This window comes from Streptomyces sp. NPDC031265 (genome assembly GCF_055570295.1).
Genome location: NZ_JBVIHM010000010.1, coordinates 200,633 through 215,294 on the forward strand (window position 1 = coordinate 200,633; position 14,662 = coordinate 215,294).

Consider the following 14,662-nt stretch of genomic DNA (forward strand, 5'->3'; position numbering starts at 1 on the left):
AGGCCCGATGTCTGATCTGTCGAATGCCGGCGCCAAGAAGGCGGGCAGTAGCGACAACAACTCGGCCTCGTCCCACACGCTTCTGGAAGGGCGGCTCGGGTATCACCTTGAGTCCGCCCTTCTGGTGCGTGCACTGACCCATCGTTCGTTCGCGTACGAGAACGGCGGTCTGCCGACCAACGAACGGCTCGAGTTCCTCGGGGACTCGGTGCTCGGTCTTGTCGTCACCGACACGCTGTACCGCACCCACCCCGATCTCCCGGAAGGCCAGCTGGCCAAGCTCCGGGCCGCGGTGGTCAACTCTCGTGCGCTGGCGCAGGTGGGCCGTGGGCTCGACCTCGGCTCCTTCATCCGGCTCGGCCGGGGCGAAGAGGGCACGGGCGGCCGGGACAAGGCTTCCATCCTCGCCGACACGCTTGAAGCGGTGATCGGCGCGGTCTATCTGGACCAGGGTCTTGGGGCGGCTTCCGAGCTCGTCCACCGGCTCTTCGACCCCCTGATCGAGAAGTCCTCGAACCTCGGGGCCGGCCTGGACTGGAAGACCAGTCTCCAGGAGCTCACCGCGGCCGAAGGCCTCGGCGTTCCGGAGTACCTGGTCTCCGAGACGGGTCCCGACCACGAGAAGACCTTTACTGCTGCCGCCCGCGTCGGTGGTGTCTCGTACGGCACCGGCACCGGCCGCAGCAAGAAGGAAGCGGAGCAGCAGGCCGCGGAATCGGCATGGCGCGCGATCAGCGCGTCCGCCGACGAGCGGCTCGCGAAGGCCAAGGCGGAGGCCGAGGCCGCCGTCGCCGAGCCGGAGGGCGGGACGCCGACCCCCGCCGCCGACCCGGCAGCCTGACCGTTTCCTGAACCCCTGCCCGTACGGATTCCGTACGGGCAGGGGTTTTTCCGTACCCGGGCCGGGGGCCGCCCGCCGCCGGGGATACGCTGCGCTCATCCCCGCGTCCACCCGCCCCTCCGGAGGAACCCGTGCCCGAACTGCCCGAGGTCGAAGTCGTGCGGCGGGGTCTGGAGCGCTGGGTGGCCGGGCGGACCGTGGACCATGTGGACGTGCTGCACCCCCGGGCCGTGCGCCGCCACCCGGCCGGCGCGGCGGACTTCGCGGCCCGGCTCAAGGGGCACCGCATCGGGGTGGCCCGGCGGCGCGGAAAGTATCTGTGGCTGCCCCTGGCGGACACCGGTCAGTCGGTGCTCGGGCACCTCGGGATGAGCGGGCAGCTCCTGGTGCAGCCCGAGAGCGCGCCCGACGAGAAGCACCTGCGGATCCGGCTGCGCTTCCAGGACGAGGCCGGCACCGAGCTGCGCTTCGTGGACCAGCGGACCTTCGGCGGTCTCTCGCTCCACGACAACACCCCGGACGGGCTGCCCGATGTGATCGCCCACATCGCGCGCGACCCGCTCGACGAACTCTTCGACGACGCCGCCTTCTTCACCGCGCTGCGGCTGCGGCGCACGACCGTCAAGCGCGCTCTGCTCGACCAGTCGCTCATCAGCGGGGTCGGCAACATCTACGCGGACGAGGCGCTGTGGCGTGCCAAGTTGCACTACGAGCGCCCCACTTCGACGCTCACGCGCCCCAAGTGCGCCGAACTCCTCGGCCACGTACGGGACGTGATGAACGCGGCGCTCGCCGTCGGCGGCACCAGCTTCGACAGCCTCTACGTCAATGTGAACGGCGAGTCGGGGTACTTCGACCGCTCGCTCGACGCGTACGGGCGCGAGGGCGAGCCCTGCCGCCGGTGCGGCACTCCGATGCGCCGGCGCCCCTGGATGAACCGGTCCAGCTACTTCTGCCCGCGCTGTCAGCGCGCGCCGCGCACCGTGTCGTAACGCTCGCGGGCTTCGAGGACCGACGGCATCCGGTCCTCCATCAGGTGGATCAGACCGAGGAGCCGTTCGGCGACCTCGTACCCCAGAGGGGTCAGGGTGTAGTCGACGCGTGGCGGGTTGGTCGGCTGGGCCTCGCGGTGGACGAGCCCGTCGCGCTCCAGCGCGTGCAGCGTCTGGGAGAGCATCTTCTCGCTCACCCCGTCGACCCGCCGCCGCAGCTCGTTGAAGCGGAAACTTCCCTCGTGGAGCGCGCCCAGGGTGAGGCTGCCCCAGCGGCCGGTGACGTGCTCAAGGGTGCCGCGGGAGGGGCACGCCTTGGAGAAGACGTCGAACGGCAGGTCCGCGGGGTCGGCGGTGGCGGTCTCTTCCATACCTCTCACCATACGACGACACAGCGCTAACCAGAAGTTAGCGCTGTGTCGATGAGGTGTGTGAGCGGCGGGGTCCGGCGGCTCAGAAGCCGAAGTCCTGCGTCCACCACGGGCCGCCCTCGCCGAAGTGCACGCCGACGCCGAGCGTCTTGTAGTCGCAGTTCAGGATGTTCGCCCGGTGGCCCGGGCTGTTCATCCAGGACTCCATGACCGCCTTGGCGTCCGCCTGGCCGCGGGCGATGTTCTCGCCGCCCAGATTGCCGACGCCCGCCTTCGCGGCCCGGTCCCAGGGACTCTTGCCGTCCGGGTCGGTGTGGTCGAAGAAGCCGCGCGCCGCCATGGCGTCACTGAACTCGGTGGCCAGCGCCGCCAGCGAGGCATCGGCCTTCACCGGGCTGCAGCCGGCCTGCGCGCGCTGCTGGTTGACCAGCGAGACGATGGTGGCAGCGGCCGCCTGCTCGGCGCTGGGCGCCTTGATCTGCCGCTGCTCCGGAATGACCTTCGCCTTGGACGGCTGGGCGGACGGCTTGGCCGTCTTCGGCGCGGCCGCCGGGGCGGACGTCTTCTCCCGCGTCGGAGTCGGCGCGGGAGACGACGGCTTCTGGGAGGGCGTGGCGGAGGGAGAGGTGAGCGGTGCGTGGGTGCTCGGCGAGGTGATCGGTGCCGAGGGGGCCGCGCTGGTCGGCTTCACGGCCTCGCCGCCCTGCTGGCGCAGATCGGAGGAGGAGGTGCCGCCGGCCTGGACGTGCTCGCCCGTGGGCCCGCCGTTGAGCTCGAAGGACGAGCCGCCCGGCAGCAGGCCGGAGGCTATGGCTACGGCGCCCACCGCCACGGCGGCGGACGCGCCGAGCAGCCCGGTGCGCACGGGCACGATGGGCCGCTTCCTGGCGGGTGCGGCGGAGCGACGATGGCGTCCCATCAGCGGGTCTCCCTCATTGCTTCGGTGCTGTGGTCCCTGGGCCCCAGGCCCCGTACGGGGCGACGGATGCTACTCCGAACGGGTGAGGCTCATTGCGTCGGGACTGTACGCCATGACGCAAGAGGGCGAAGTGCTCCGTGAGGTATTGGCCGGTTAGCGTGCACCCATGAACGAAGACGCACGGCTCACCGCCTGGGTACGCGGCCGAGTACAGGGAGTGGGCTTCCGCTGGTTCACCAGGGCAAACGCTTTGGAGATCGGCGGCCTCGTCGGGTTCGCGCTCAACCTCGACGACGGCAGGGTGCAGGTCGTGGCCGAGGGGCCGCGTGATAAATGCCACCGTCTGCTGGAGTGGCTGAGGGACGGCGACACACCCGGCAGGGTCGACGGAGTCACCGAGATCTGGGCCACGCCCCGCGGCGGCTACGACAGCTTCGCGATCCGCTAGGACGGCCCGGCCGCCCGCATCGCGGCCCGGGGGCCGCGTACCAGTCGGTCGGTCCGGGTCCGGGCCCCTGACCTCGTACGACTTCGTTGTTGCCAATCGCCCTCCGGCGTGCAAGGCTGCCGCTAGAAGGATGATCTCCACGCCCCCAGGGCTCCGAGGAGAGGCCTCGCCGGGTGCGTCCCGGCCGGACGGCCCCCGGACTGCCCGCCGATACGGGGCGTGATCGTGTTGACCGTCAAACTTTTTGGTGAGACGCTGGAAGCCCCGCGCACCTTAGCTGTTTGGCATGAAGAACACAGTCAAGTCCAAGCACCGCGGGTGCGATTCCCTCACGACCCAACCGCTTCGGTCGGTCACTCATTGTGGAGGACCATCCATCATGGCAAAGGCGCTTCTCGGTTACGTCGGCGGTTCCGACCCGCGACTCCTCGCCGAGATGCGACGGCTCCAGCAGCGTGTCCAGGACCTAGAGTCCGAGCTCGTACGGATCCAGTCCGAGAAGGACGCGCTGTCCGCTGCCGTTGCTTCGCATCGCGGAGACTCGCTGCTCGAAGGCATCGACATCGACGTACCCCAGGCGGAGCCTGCGCTCACCTGATCCGGGGCCGCACCCGAAGGCCCGTAGGTGAGATCCACTCTCCAGAGATAGATATGCAAGGGACGCCTCGGCGTCCCTTCTTTCTTGCCCGGACCGTCTTTGCCACCGGTCTTTGCCGCCCGCCCGCACCACCCCTCCGCTCCGTGCGGTCTTTCTCATCCGATGTGCCCTGCGTGGCCAGAGGTGAAACCGCCGGGGTGCGCCTTCCCGGGGCGGCACGGGGCGCGGAGAGTAAAGTCCGACGGCGTGCACCTCAAGGCCCTCACCCTGCGCGGGTTCAAATCATTTGCTTCCGCGACGACACTGAAGTTCGAGCCCGGCATCACCTGTGTGGTGGGCCCCAATGGCTCCGGCAAGTCCAATGTGGTGGACGCGCTGTCCTGGGTCATGGGCGAGCAGGGCGCCAAGTCGCTGCGCGGCGGCAAGATGGAGGACGTCATCTTCGCCGGGACGACCGGCCGCCCGCCGCTGGGCCGCGCCGAGGTCTCCCTCACCATCGACAACTCCGACGGCGCCCTGCCCATCGACTACGCCGAGGTCACCATCACCCGGATCATGTTCCGGGGCGGCAGCAGCGAGTACCAGATCAACGGCGACACCTGCCGTCTGCTCGACATCCAGGAGCTGCTCTCCGACTCCGGCATCGGGCGCGAGATGCATGTGATCGTCGGGCAGGGCCAGCTCGACTCGGTGCTGCACGCCGACCCGATGGGCCGCCGGGCCTTCATCGAGGAGGCGGCCGGCGTCCTCAAGCACCGCAAGCGCAAGGAGAAGGCGCTGCGCAAGCTGGACGCGATGCAGGCCAACCTCGCGCGCGTGCAGGACCTCACCGACGAGCTGCGGCGCCAGCTCAAGCCGCTGGGCCGGCAGGCGGCCGTCGCCCGCCGGGCCGCCGTCATCCAGGCCGATCTGCGCGACGCCCGGCTGCGTCTGCTCGCCGACGACCTGGTGCGGATGCGCCAGGCGCTGCGGGCCGAGATCGAGGACGAGGCGGCGCTCAAGCAGCGCAAGGACAGCGCCGAGGCCGAGCTGAAGGCCGCCCTCGCGCGCGAGGGGGAGCTGGAGGACGAGGTCCGCAGGCTCACGCCCCGCCTCCGGAGCGCCCAGCAGACCTGGTACGAGCTGTCGCAGCTGGCCGAGCGGGTGCGGGGCACCGTCTCGCTCGCGGACGCGCGCGTGAAGAGCGCCACCGCCCAGCCGCCGGAGGAGCGGCGCGGGCGCGACCCGGAGGACATGGAGCGTGAGGCCGCCCGGATCCGGGAGCAGGAGGCGGAGCTGGAGGCGGCCCGCGAGGCGGCCGAGCGCGCCCTGGAGGACACCGCGTCCCACCGTGCCGAGCTGGAGCGGGAACTCGCGCTGGAAGAGCGTCGTTTGAAGGATGTGGCCCGGGCCATCGCGGACCGGCGCGAGGGCCTGGCGCGGCTGCACGGGCAGGTCAACGCGGCGCGGAGCAGGGCGGGTTCGGCGCAGGCGGAGATCGACCGGCTGGCGGCGGCGCGCGACGAGGCGGGCGAGCGCGCGGCGCTGGCCCAGGAGGAGTACGAACAGCTGAAGGCCGAGGTCGACGGCCTGGACGCGGACGACCACGAGCTCGGCGAGGAGCACGAGCGCGCCAAGCGCGAGCTCGCCGAGGCCGAGGCGGCCCTGGGCGCCGCCCGGGAGGCGGCCACGGCCGCCGAGAGGAAACGTGCCGCGGTGGCCGCCCGCCACGACGCGCTCGCCCTGGGCCTGCGCCGCAAGGACGGCACGGGCGCGCTGCTCGCCGCCCAGGACTCGCTCGCCGGGCTGCTCGGCCCCGCCGCCGCGCTGCTCACCGTCGTGCCCGGCCACGAGGTGGCGGTGGCCGCCGCCCTGGGCGCCGCCGCCGACGCGCTCGCGGTGTCGGGACCCGCCACCGCCGCCCAGGCGATCCGGCTGCTGCGCAAGCAGGACGCCGGGCGGGCCGCGCTCCTGGTGGGCGGGCTGCCGGGCCCCCAGGAGCCCGATCCCGTACGGCAGGGCGGGCCGCCGTACGCGGCGGACCTGGTGCGCGGCCCTGAGGAACTGCTGCCCGCCGTGCGGAAGTTGCTGCGCGGGGTCGTGGTCGTGGGCACCCTGGAGGACGCCGAGGACCTGGTCTACGCGCAGCCGGGCCTGACCGCCGTCACCGCCGAGGGCGATCTGCTCGGGGCGTACTTCGCGCACGGAGGATCCGCCGGGGCGCCCAGCCTGCTGGAGGTGCAGGCGTCGGTCGACGAGGCCGCCGCCGAACTCGCCGAGCTCGCGGTGCGCTGCGAGGAGCTCGCCGAGGTCCAGCGGACGGCGGGGGAGCGGCGGGCCCAGTGCGCCGAGCGCGTCGAGGAGCTGGGGGAGCGGCGCCGGGCCGCCGACCGGGAGAAGTCGTCCGTCGCCCAGCAGCTCGGGCGGCTCGCCGGGCAGGCGCGCGGCGCCGCCGGCGAGGCCGAGCGCACGGCGGCGGCCGCGGCCCGCGCCCAGGAGGCCCTGGAGAAGGCCCTTGAGGAGGCCGAGGAGCTGACCGAGCGGCTCTTGGTGGCCGAGGAGAATCGCCCCTCCGGGGAGGAAGGGGCGGAGGAGCCGGACACCTCCGTACGGGACCGGCTCGCCGCCGACGGGGCCAACGCCCGTCAGACCGAGATGGAGGCCCGCCTCCAGCTGCGTACGCACGAGGAGCGGGTGAAGGGCCTGGCCGGGCGGGCCGACGCGCTCGACCGGGGCGCCCGCGCCGAGCGTGAGGCCCGCGCCCGGGCCGAGGAGCGGCGCGAGAGGCTGCGCCACGAGGCCCGGGTGGCGGCGGCCGTGGCGGCGGGCGCGCGGACCCTGCTCGCACACGTCGAGGTCTCGGTGGTGCGGGCCGAGCGGGAGCGGGCCGAGGCCGAGGCCGCGAAGGCCGCGCGCGAGCAGGACCTGGCGGGCGCCCGGGCCACCGGCCGCGACCTCAAGGGCGAGCTCGACAAGCTGACGGATTCGGTGCACCGCGGCGAGGTACTCGGTGCCGAGAAGCGCATGCGGATCGAGCAGTTGGAGACGAAGGCGCTGGAGGAGCTGGGGGTGGAGCCGGCCGGGCTGGTCGCGGAGTACGGCCCCGACCAGCCGGTGCCGCCGTCCCCGCTCGCCGAGGGAGAGGAGCTTCCCGAGGCTGAGTCCCCTAGCGGCTTCGCCGCGGGGGACCACCCGCGCAACCGGCCCATGGGTTTCGACCGCGCGGATCAGGAAAAGCGACTGAGGTCAGCCGAACGGGCGTACCAGCAGTTGGGAAAGGTCAACCCGCTCGCGCTGGAGGAGTTCGCGGCGCTGGAGGAGCGGCACAAGTTCCTCTCGGAGCAGCTGGAGGACCTGAAGAAGACCCGGGCCGACCTTCTTCAGGTGGTGAAGGAGGTGGACGAGCGCGTCGAGCAGGTCTTCACGGAGGCGTACCGGGACACGGCCAGGGAGTTCGAGGGCGTCTTCTCGCGGCTCTTCCCGGGCGGCGAGGGGCGGCTGATCCTGACCGACCCGTCCAACATGCTCGCCACCGGTGTGGACGTGGAGGCGCGGCCGCCGGGCAAGAAGGTGAAGCGGCTCTCGCTGCTCTCGGGCGGTGAGCGGTCGCTGACGGCCGTTGCGCTGCTGGTGTCGATCTTCAAGGCACGGCCGAGCCCGTTCTATGTGATGGACGAGGTCGAGGCGGCGCTCGACGACACCAATCTGCAGCGGCTCATCCGGATCATGCAGGAGCTCCAGGAGTCCTCGCAGCTGATCGTGATCACGCACCAGAAGCGGACGATGGAGGTCGCGGACGCGCTGTACGGCGTGTCCATGCAGGGTGACGGCGTCTCCAAGGTCATCAGCCAGCGCCTTCGCTAACCCATCTTCAATACTTGAACAAGTGAGACAACTCAGGGTTGCTCAACTCACAGGTCTGCCCCTATTGACTTCGAAACTTGAAGGCATAGTCTCTGCAACGTTGCTTTTACCTTCAAGTGGTGGGTGACCTGAAGTTGTGTACCACTTGAAGTGCCCCCAACGCCCGGCGACGCTGCCGGGCGGCCCCAGGAGTTCACGTGACCAGCACTACGCAGCCACAGGCCTCGGGAGCCCGCGCGGCGCACCCCGACCACCTCGGCCATGTCATCTTCATCGCGGCGGCGGCCGCGATGGGCGGCTTCCTCTTCGGCTACGACAGCGCCGTGATCAACGGCGCCGTCGAGGCCATCAGGGGCCGTTATGACATCGGCTCAGCGGCGCTCGCCCAGGTCATCGCGATCGCCCTGATCGGCTGCGCGATCGGCGCCGCCACCGCGGGCCGGATCGCCGACCGCATCGGCCGCATCCGCTGTATGCAGATCGCCTCCGTGCTCTTCACCATCAGCGCCGTCGGCTCCGCGCTCCCCTTCGCCCTGTGGGACCTGGCCTTCTGGCGCATCATCGGCGGCTTCGCCATTGGCATGGCCTCGGTCATCGGCCCCGCCTACATCGCCGAGGTCGCCCCCGCCGCGTACCGCGGGCGGCTCGGCTCCTTCCAGCAGGCCGCCATCGTTATCGGCATCGCGATCTCGCAGCTGGTCAACTGGGGCATCCTCAACGCCGCGGGCGGGGACCAGCGCGGACACCTGATGGGCCTGGAGGCCTGGCAGGTCATGCTCGGCGTGATGGTCGTCCCGGCCGTCCTGTACGGCCTGCTCTCCTTCGCCATCCCCGAGTCGCCGCGCTTCCTGATCTCGGCCGGCCGCGACGCGCGCGCCCGTGAGGTGCTCAAGGAGGTCGAGGGCGAGCACATCGACCTGGACGCCCGCGTCGCCGAGATCGAGCACGCCATGAAGAGCGAGCACAAGTCGGCCTTCAAGGACCTGCTCGGCGGCTCGTTCTTCTTCAAGCCGATCGTCTGGGTCGGCATCGGCCTGTCGGTATTCCAGCAGTTCGTCGGCATCAACGTCGCGTTCTACTACTCCTCGACGCTGTGGCAGTCGGTCGGCGTCGACCCGACGCAGTCGTTCTTCTACTCGTTCACCACGTCGATCATCAACATCATCGGCACCGTGATCGCGATGATCTTCGTCGACCGGATCGGCCGCCGTCCGCTGGCGCTCATCGGCTCGGTCGGCATGGCCGTCGGCCTCGCCCTGGAGGCCTGGGCCTTCTCGTACGACCTCGTCGACGGCAAGCTGCCCGCCACCCAGGGCTGGATCGCCCTGGTCGCCGCGCACATCTTCGTGCTCTTCTTCGCCCTGTCCTGGGGCGTGGTGGTCTGGGTCTTCCTCGGCGAGATGTTCCCGAACCGGATCCGCGCCGCCGCCCTCGGCGTCGCCGCCTCCGCGCAGTGGATCGCCAACTGGGCCATCACCGCGAGCTTCCCGTCGCTGGCCGAATGGAACCTCTCCGCGACCTATGTGATCTACACGATCTTCGCCGCCCTCTCGATCCCCTTCGTACTGAAGTACGTGAAGGAGACCAAGGGCAAGGCGTTGGAGGAGATGGGCTAATCCCCGCTGCCCCTCTCTCCTCGAACGCGTACTGCCCCGGCTCACCCATGGAGCCGGGGCAGTACGTCGTCCGTGAACAGGCGCAGACTGCGCCACCCCTCCTCCAGCGGCATCCCGCCGCACAGCGGGTGCAGGACCAGGCTCTCGGCGCCGAGCGCGGCGCACTCCTCGGGCGTCACGATCCGGTAGACGCCCTCGGCGCGCAGCTCCTCCACCGTGGACGCGGCCGACCGCACGGCCGAGCGGATGTCCTTGGACTGCCATGACGCGTACATCCGCGCCTCGTGCAGGAAGTGCTGCCCGTACAGCGCCCAGGCCCGGTCCGGGTCCTCGCTCAGGTGCAGCAGGGGCGTCTTCTCGGCGGGCATCATCGTCCAGCCCTCGGTGCCGTGCAGGGCCAGCTGCTCGCGGTAGTACGCCTCCAGGTCCGGCAGATGCGCGCTCGGGAAGAACGGCAGCCCGAGCCGGGCCGCCCGCCGGGCCGCCGCCTTCGAGGAGCCGCCGACGAGCAGCATCGGGTGCGGCTGTGTGAACGGGCGCGGAGTGACCCGTACCGTCCGGCCCTCGTAGGTGAACGGCTCGCCGGTCCACGCCTTGAGCAGTGTCTCCAGGAGCAGGTCCTGGAGCTTGCCGCGCCGGCCCCACTCGACGCCCGCCTGCTCGTACTCCTCGGGCCGGTAGCCGATCCCCGCGACCGTCACCAGGCGCCCGCCGCTGAGCAGGTCGAGCACGGCGATGTCCTCGGCGAGCCGCAGCGGGTCGTAGAGCGGGCCGATGATCGCGGACACCGTGACCGCGATCCGCCCACCCGTCGCCCGACCACCACCCCTCAACGAGGCGCTGCGCGCCGCCGAATCTCCTTGCGTGGCGCCGAAGACCGCGCCCGCGAAGGCGAACGGGGAGGGCAGCCAGCCGTTGCCGGTGCCGTGGTGCTCCTCGGTCTGGACGGTGTCGACGCCGTGCGCGTCGGCGTACGCGGCCATCTCCACCGCGGCGCGGTAGCGGGCCGACAGGGTCTCGGGCGGCTCGTGCGGGGCCACCAGGTTCATGCGTACGACCGTGAACGGCATGGGAAAGTCCCCCTCCGCCGGGCTGGATCCGGTGGAGGGGGACGGTAGCTGACGAAGCGTCAGACGGCCAGGGGTGCGCGCTCCCCGGCCGCCTCGTCCGCCTCTGCCGGGGCCGGCACGGCGGGCTTCGGCAGCACCACGTACAGCAGGCCCGAGATCACGATGGTGGCCACCCAGCCCAGGCCGTACTCGCCGACCGGGTTGTTCGAGGCGAGCGGGCCGGTGAACCAGTCCGAGGTGGTGAAGAGCAGCCCCGAGCCGAGGCCCAGCGCCCAGGCGGCGACGGCGGCGGGGGAGAAGCCGCCCGTGTACCAGTAGGCGCTGGTGGGCGTGGTGTCGAGCAGCGCCTTCGCGTCGTACTCCGTGCGCCGCAGCATGTCCGCGCCGAAGACGCCGACCCAGGCCGAGAAGGCGACGGCGAGCAGCGAGAGGAAGGCGATGAAGGAGCCCATGAAGCTCTTGGCGACCAGCATCAGCACGCCGCCGAAGGCCAGCGAGATCACGGCGTTGACCGAGACCGCCCAGTGGCGCGGGATCTTGAAGCCGAGGGTCTGCGCGGTGAAGCCGGCCGAGTACATCGACATCGAGTTGATCAGCACCATGCCGACCAGGGCGATCAGCAGATACGGCACCGCGATCCACAGCGGCAGGATCTCACCGAGGAAGGAGACCGGGTCCGCGGCCGAGGCGAGGTCCGGCGTGGAGACCGCCATGACCGCGCCCATCAGGACCATCGGCAGCACGACGATCCCCGCGCCGCCCACGGAGCTGGCGACCATGGCCTTGGGCGAGGCCGTGCGCGGCAGATAGCGGGTGAAGTCCGGGGCGGACGGGATCCAGCTGACGCCGCCCGCGGCGATCAGGCCGGTGCCCGCGACCATCAGCGAGACCTTGCCCGCCGGGCGGTCGAAGACCGCGCTCCAGTCGGTGTTCAGGGCCAGATAGACGAGCACGAGCACGGAGAACGCGCCGAACAGATAGGTCGCGTACTTGTTGCACTTCTGTACGACGTTGATGCCGAGGCCCGAGATCGCGAAGGTCGTCACCACGAAGACCAGCAGCGTCACGATGATCAGGAAGGTGTTGCTCTTCACGCCGAGGAGGATGTCCAGGACGGTCAGCATCGCATAGGCGCCGGTGACCGCGTTGATCGTCTCCCAGCCCCAGCGGGCGACCCAGATCAGCGCGCCCGGCAGCAGGTTGCCGCGCTGCCCGAAGACCGCGCGCGACAGCGCCATGCCGGGTGCGCCACCGCGCTTGCCGGCGATCGAGATGAGCCCCACGAGGCCGTAGCTGACGACCGGAGCGGCGGTCCCGACGACGATCGCCTGCCAGAAGTTCAGCTTGTACGTCACGACGAGGCTCGCGCCCATCGTGAGCAGCAGCACGCTGATGTTGGCGGCGACCCAGGTCGGGAAGAGCTCCCGCGTTCTGGCGGTGCGCTCGCTGTCGGGGACGGGCTCCAGGCCACGGGTTTCCAGTGCGCCTTCGGACTGGGAAGTGGTGCTCATGGGGGTGCGGTTGCCTCTCGCTCGGCTCCGCAGGGAGCCGGTGGGGGTCATCTCGGGGGACTCTACGCGCGTTGACGCCTCCCCCTCCATCGTAACTTAATACGACGATTGCCCCATAATTCCCTTTGATCTTCATGCGAAGACACGACCGGGGCGGGCGGGTTGGAGCCAAGCAGTGGGCGGCTCGGCCGACTCGACAGGCCGAGCCGCCCACTGGATGCGCGCTTCGCGCGCCGGACGCCCCTCTGATGCCGGGGACTTCGTGACTCCTCCCCTCAGGGGCTTCCCGCCGACGCGAGGCCGAGCGGCGGACCAGCCCGGCCCGCAGGGAAGCGACCCCCTGTCCGTACTACGAACCGCGGTGGCGGCGGTCACGCATACTGAGGGAGTTATGGAATTCGTCATCCTTGCCGTAGTCATCGCCCTGGTCGCGGTCGGCGCGATCAGCGGGCTCGTGGTCAGCAGCCGCAAGAAGAAGCAGCTGCCCCCCACGGCCCCGCCGTCCACGCCGACCATCACTGCCCCGCCCGCCGAGCCTCACGTCGGCGAAGACGCCGCGGAGACGGCCGAGGAGCAACGCCGCACCATCGAGGAGGTCGCCCTCCCCGAGGCTCCGGCGAGCCCCGTCGTCGTCGAGGAGGCGCTTCCCGAGGCGCCCGCCGCGCCCGGGATCGAGGTGCCCGAGCCGACGGCCGGCCGCCTCGTGCGGCTGCGCGCCCGGCTCGCCCGCTCCCAGAACTCGCTGGGCAAGGGGCTGCTCACGCTGCTCTCCCGGGACAACCTCGACGAGGACACCTGGGAGGAGATCGAGGACACCCTGCTCACCGCGGACGTCGGAGTCGCCCCGACCCAGGAGCTGGTCGAGCGGCTGCGCGAGCGCGTCCGCGTGCTCGGCACCCGCACCCCCGCCGAGCTGCGCACCCTGCTGCGCGAGGAGCTCGTGGCGCTGCTCGGCCCGGACCTCGACCGCACGGTGAAGACCGAGGGCGGCCTGGAGAGCCCCGGCGTCGTCATGGTCGTCGGGGTCAACGGCACCGGCAAGACCACCACCACCGGCAAGCTCGCGCGCGTCCTCGTCGCCGACGGCAAGTCGGTCGTCCTGGGCGCGGCGGACACCTTCCGCGCGGCCGCCGCCGACCAGCTGCAGACCTGGGGCGAGCGCGTCGGCGCCCGCACCGTGCGCGGCCCCGAGGGCGGCGACCCGGCGTCGATCGCCTTCGACGCGGTCAAGGAGGGCATCGCGGAGGGCGCGGACGTCGTCCTCATCGACACCGCGGGCCGGCTGCACACCAAGACCGGGCTCATGGACGAGCTCGGCAAGGTCAAGCGCGTCGTGGAGAAGCACGGCCCGCTCGACGAGATCCTGCTGGTCCTCGACGCCACCACCGGGCAGAACGGGCTGGTCCAGGCCCGCGTCTTCGCCGAGGTCGTCGACATCACCGGCATCGTCCTCACCAAGCTCGACGGCACCGCCAAGGGCGGCATCGTCATCGCCGTCCAGCGCGAGCTCGGCGTCCCGGTCAAGCTCATCGGCCTCGGCGAGGGCGCGGACGACCTGGCGCCGTTCGAGCCCGGCGCGTTCGTGGACGCGCTGATCGGGGACTGAGCGCGTTAACCGGGTGCCCGGCGCCTGCCGTCGGGGTGCGGTCTGCCGCGTGGCGGCTGCGGGGCGTCGTGGGCTGGTCGCGCCCACGCGGCGCAGCCGCACAACGACACAGCCCCGCGCCCCTTGGGTACGACGGGCTTCTCCATCAGTGAAAGGGCCTCGCATATGTGCGGGGCCCTTTCGCCTCGTTGCCCGTCAGAACGGGGCCCGGTGGCAGATGTACGCCAGCGTGCCCAGCAGCAGCCGGGCCTCCGGCGGGCGGGTCGCGGTGTCCAGGGACGGCGGGCGCAGCCAGTGGACGTCCGCAGACGGGGGCGCGGGCACATAAGCCCCGGGACCCGGGCAGACCAGGTCCAGGTCGGCGTCGTCCCAGCCCATCCGGTAGAGCAGGCGCGGCAGTTCGGCCGCGGCCCCCGGGGCGACGAAGAAGTGCGTGCGGCCCGCCGGGGTGGTCGAGACCGGGCCGAGCGGCAGCCCCATCCGCTCCAGGCGCACCAGCGCCCGCCGCCCCGCGGGCGCCGCCACGTCCAGGATGTCGAAGGTGCGGCCCACCGGCAGCAGCACCGCGGCCCCCGGGCACTCCGCCCACGCCTTGCCGACCTCGTCCAGGGTCGCGCCCGCGGGCACCTCCGGCGCGAAGTCCAGCGGATGCGCTCCCGGCGCCGGACAGCCCGCCTCGCCGCACGAGCACTGACCCGAGAGCTCCCGGGCCCCCGGGGCGACGTCCCAGCCCCACAGGCCCGTGTACTCCGCCACCGCGGTGACCTCGGTCGCGCGACCGCGGCGCCGCGATCCGGGTCGGCTTTCGCGGATCCCCCGGCTGCCACCGATCGTGAACCCCATGCCC

At 71.5% G+C, this 14,662-nt stretch carries 12 protein-coding genes; 7 read left to right on the plus strand and 5 right to left on the minus strand.

All coding sequences use genetic code 11. The annotated features are described in order from the left end of the window. The first annotated feature begins 7 nt into the window (after positions 1-7). Positions 8-841 carry a ribonuclease III gene (gene rnc, locus ACZ499_RS18090; RefSeq protein ID WP_385542634.1) on the plus strand — a complete coding sequence of 278 codons (834 nt, stop codon included), beginning with the start codon at positions 8-10 and terminating at the stop codon, positions 839-841. Between the two features lie 131 nt (positions 842-972). Beyond that, a complete protein-coding gene (mutM, locus tag ACZ499_RS18095) occupies positions 973-1,833 on the plus strand; it encodes a bifunctional DNA-formamidopyrimidine glycosylase/DNA-(apurinic or apyrimidinic site) lyase (RefSeq protein WP_468405880.1) in 861 nt (286 codons plus the stop codon). Here the strand turns inward: mutM and ACZ499_RS18100 are convergent. Next, entirely contained in the window at positions 1,806-2,204 is a 399-nt protein-coding gene (locus tag ACZ499_RS18100; RefSeq protein WP_385542640.1) for a winged helix-turn-helix transcriptional regulator, read from the minus strand. The two genes, mutM and ACZ499_RS18100, sit on opposite strands and share 28 nt — an antisense overlap. A gap of 82 nt (positions 2,205-2,286) precedes the next feature. Continuing rightward, the gene (locus ACZ499_RS18105; RefSeq protein WP_468676063.1) at positions 2,287-3,123 is read right to left on the minus strand and encodes a CAP domain-containing protein; all 837 of its coding nucleotides are present in this window, start codon (positions 3,121-3,123) and stop codon (positions 2,287-2,289) included. A 166-nt stretch (positions 3,124-3,289) separates the two neighbouring features. On the opposite strand from ACZ499_RS18105, the gene ACZ499_RS18110 reads away from it, so the two are divergent. From ACZ499_RS18110 to ACZ499_RS18125, 4 genes are all read left to right on the plus strand, one after another. Further along, positions 3,290-3,571 carry an acylphosphatase gene (locus tag ACZ499_RS18110; protein WP_385542646.1) on the plus strand — a complete coding sequence of 94 codons (282 nt, stop codon included), beginning with the start codon at positions 3,290-3,292 and terminating at the stop codon, positions 3,569-3,571. A 379-nt stretch (positions 3,572-3,950) separates the two neighbouring features. Continuing rightward, positions 3,951-4,169, plus strand: a complete 219-nt coding sequence (locus tag ACZ499_RS18115) for a hypothetical protein (protein WP_067164723.1) — start codon at positions 3,951-3,953, stop codon at positions 4,167-4,169. A 246-nt stretch (positions 4,170-4,415) separates the two neighbouring features. Then, on the plus strand, positions 4,416-8,012 hold the full coding sequence (gene smc, locus ACZ499_RS18120) for a chromosome segregation protein SMC (RefSeq protein ID WP_468676066.1): 3,597 nt from the start codon (positions 4,416-4,418) through the stop codon (positions 8,010-8,012). 197 nt (positions 8,013-8,209) lie between these two features. Continuing rightward, positions 8,210-9,628 (plus strand): sugar porter family MFS transporter, encoded by a 1,419-nt coding sequence (locus ACZ499_RS18125; RefSeq protein WP_468676068.1) that lies wholly within the window; start codon positions 8,210-8,212, stop codon positions 9,626-9,628. 41 nt (positions 9,629-9,669) lie between these two features. On the opposite strand, the gene ACZ499_RS18130 is transcribed toward ACZ499_RS18125, so the two are convergent. Both ACZ499_RS18130 and ACZ499_RS18135 read right to left on the minus strand, forming a co-directional pair. Beyond that, positions 9,670-10,698, minus strand: a complete 1,029-nt coding sequence (locus tag ACZ499_RS18130; protein WP_468676070.1) for an LLM class flavin-dependent oxidoreductase — start codon at positions 10,696-10,698, stop codon at positions 9,670-9,672. 59 nt (positions 10,699-10,757) lie between these two features. After that, positions 10,758-12,209, minus strand: coding sequence for a cytosine permease (locus ACZ499_RS18135; RefSeq protein WP_468676073.1), 1,452 nt, complete (start codon positions 12,207-12,209; stop codon positions 10,758-10,760). 391 nt (positions 12,210-12,600) lie between these two features. Here ACZ499_RS18135 and ftsY point away from each other — a divergent pair, with 391 nt between their 5' ends. After that, complete coding sequence (ftsY, locus tag ACZ499_RS18140) at positions 12,601-13,815, plus strand: signal recognition particle-docking protein FtsY (protein WP_468676075.1); 1,215 nt, start codon at positions 12,601-12,603, stop codon at positions 13,813-13,815. Between the two features lie 195 nt (positions 13,816-14,010). Here ftsY and ACZ499_RS18145 read toward each other — a convergent pair whose 3' ends face one another. Beyond that, the gene (locus ACZ499_RS18145) at positions 14,011-14,658 is read right to left on the minus strand and encodes a bifunctional DNA primase/polymerase (RefSeq protein WP_385542664.1); all 648 of its coding nucleotides are present in this window, start codon (positions 14,656-14,658) and stop codon (positions 14,011-14,013) included. Positions 14,659-14,662: the final 4 nt, after the last annotated feature.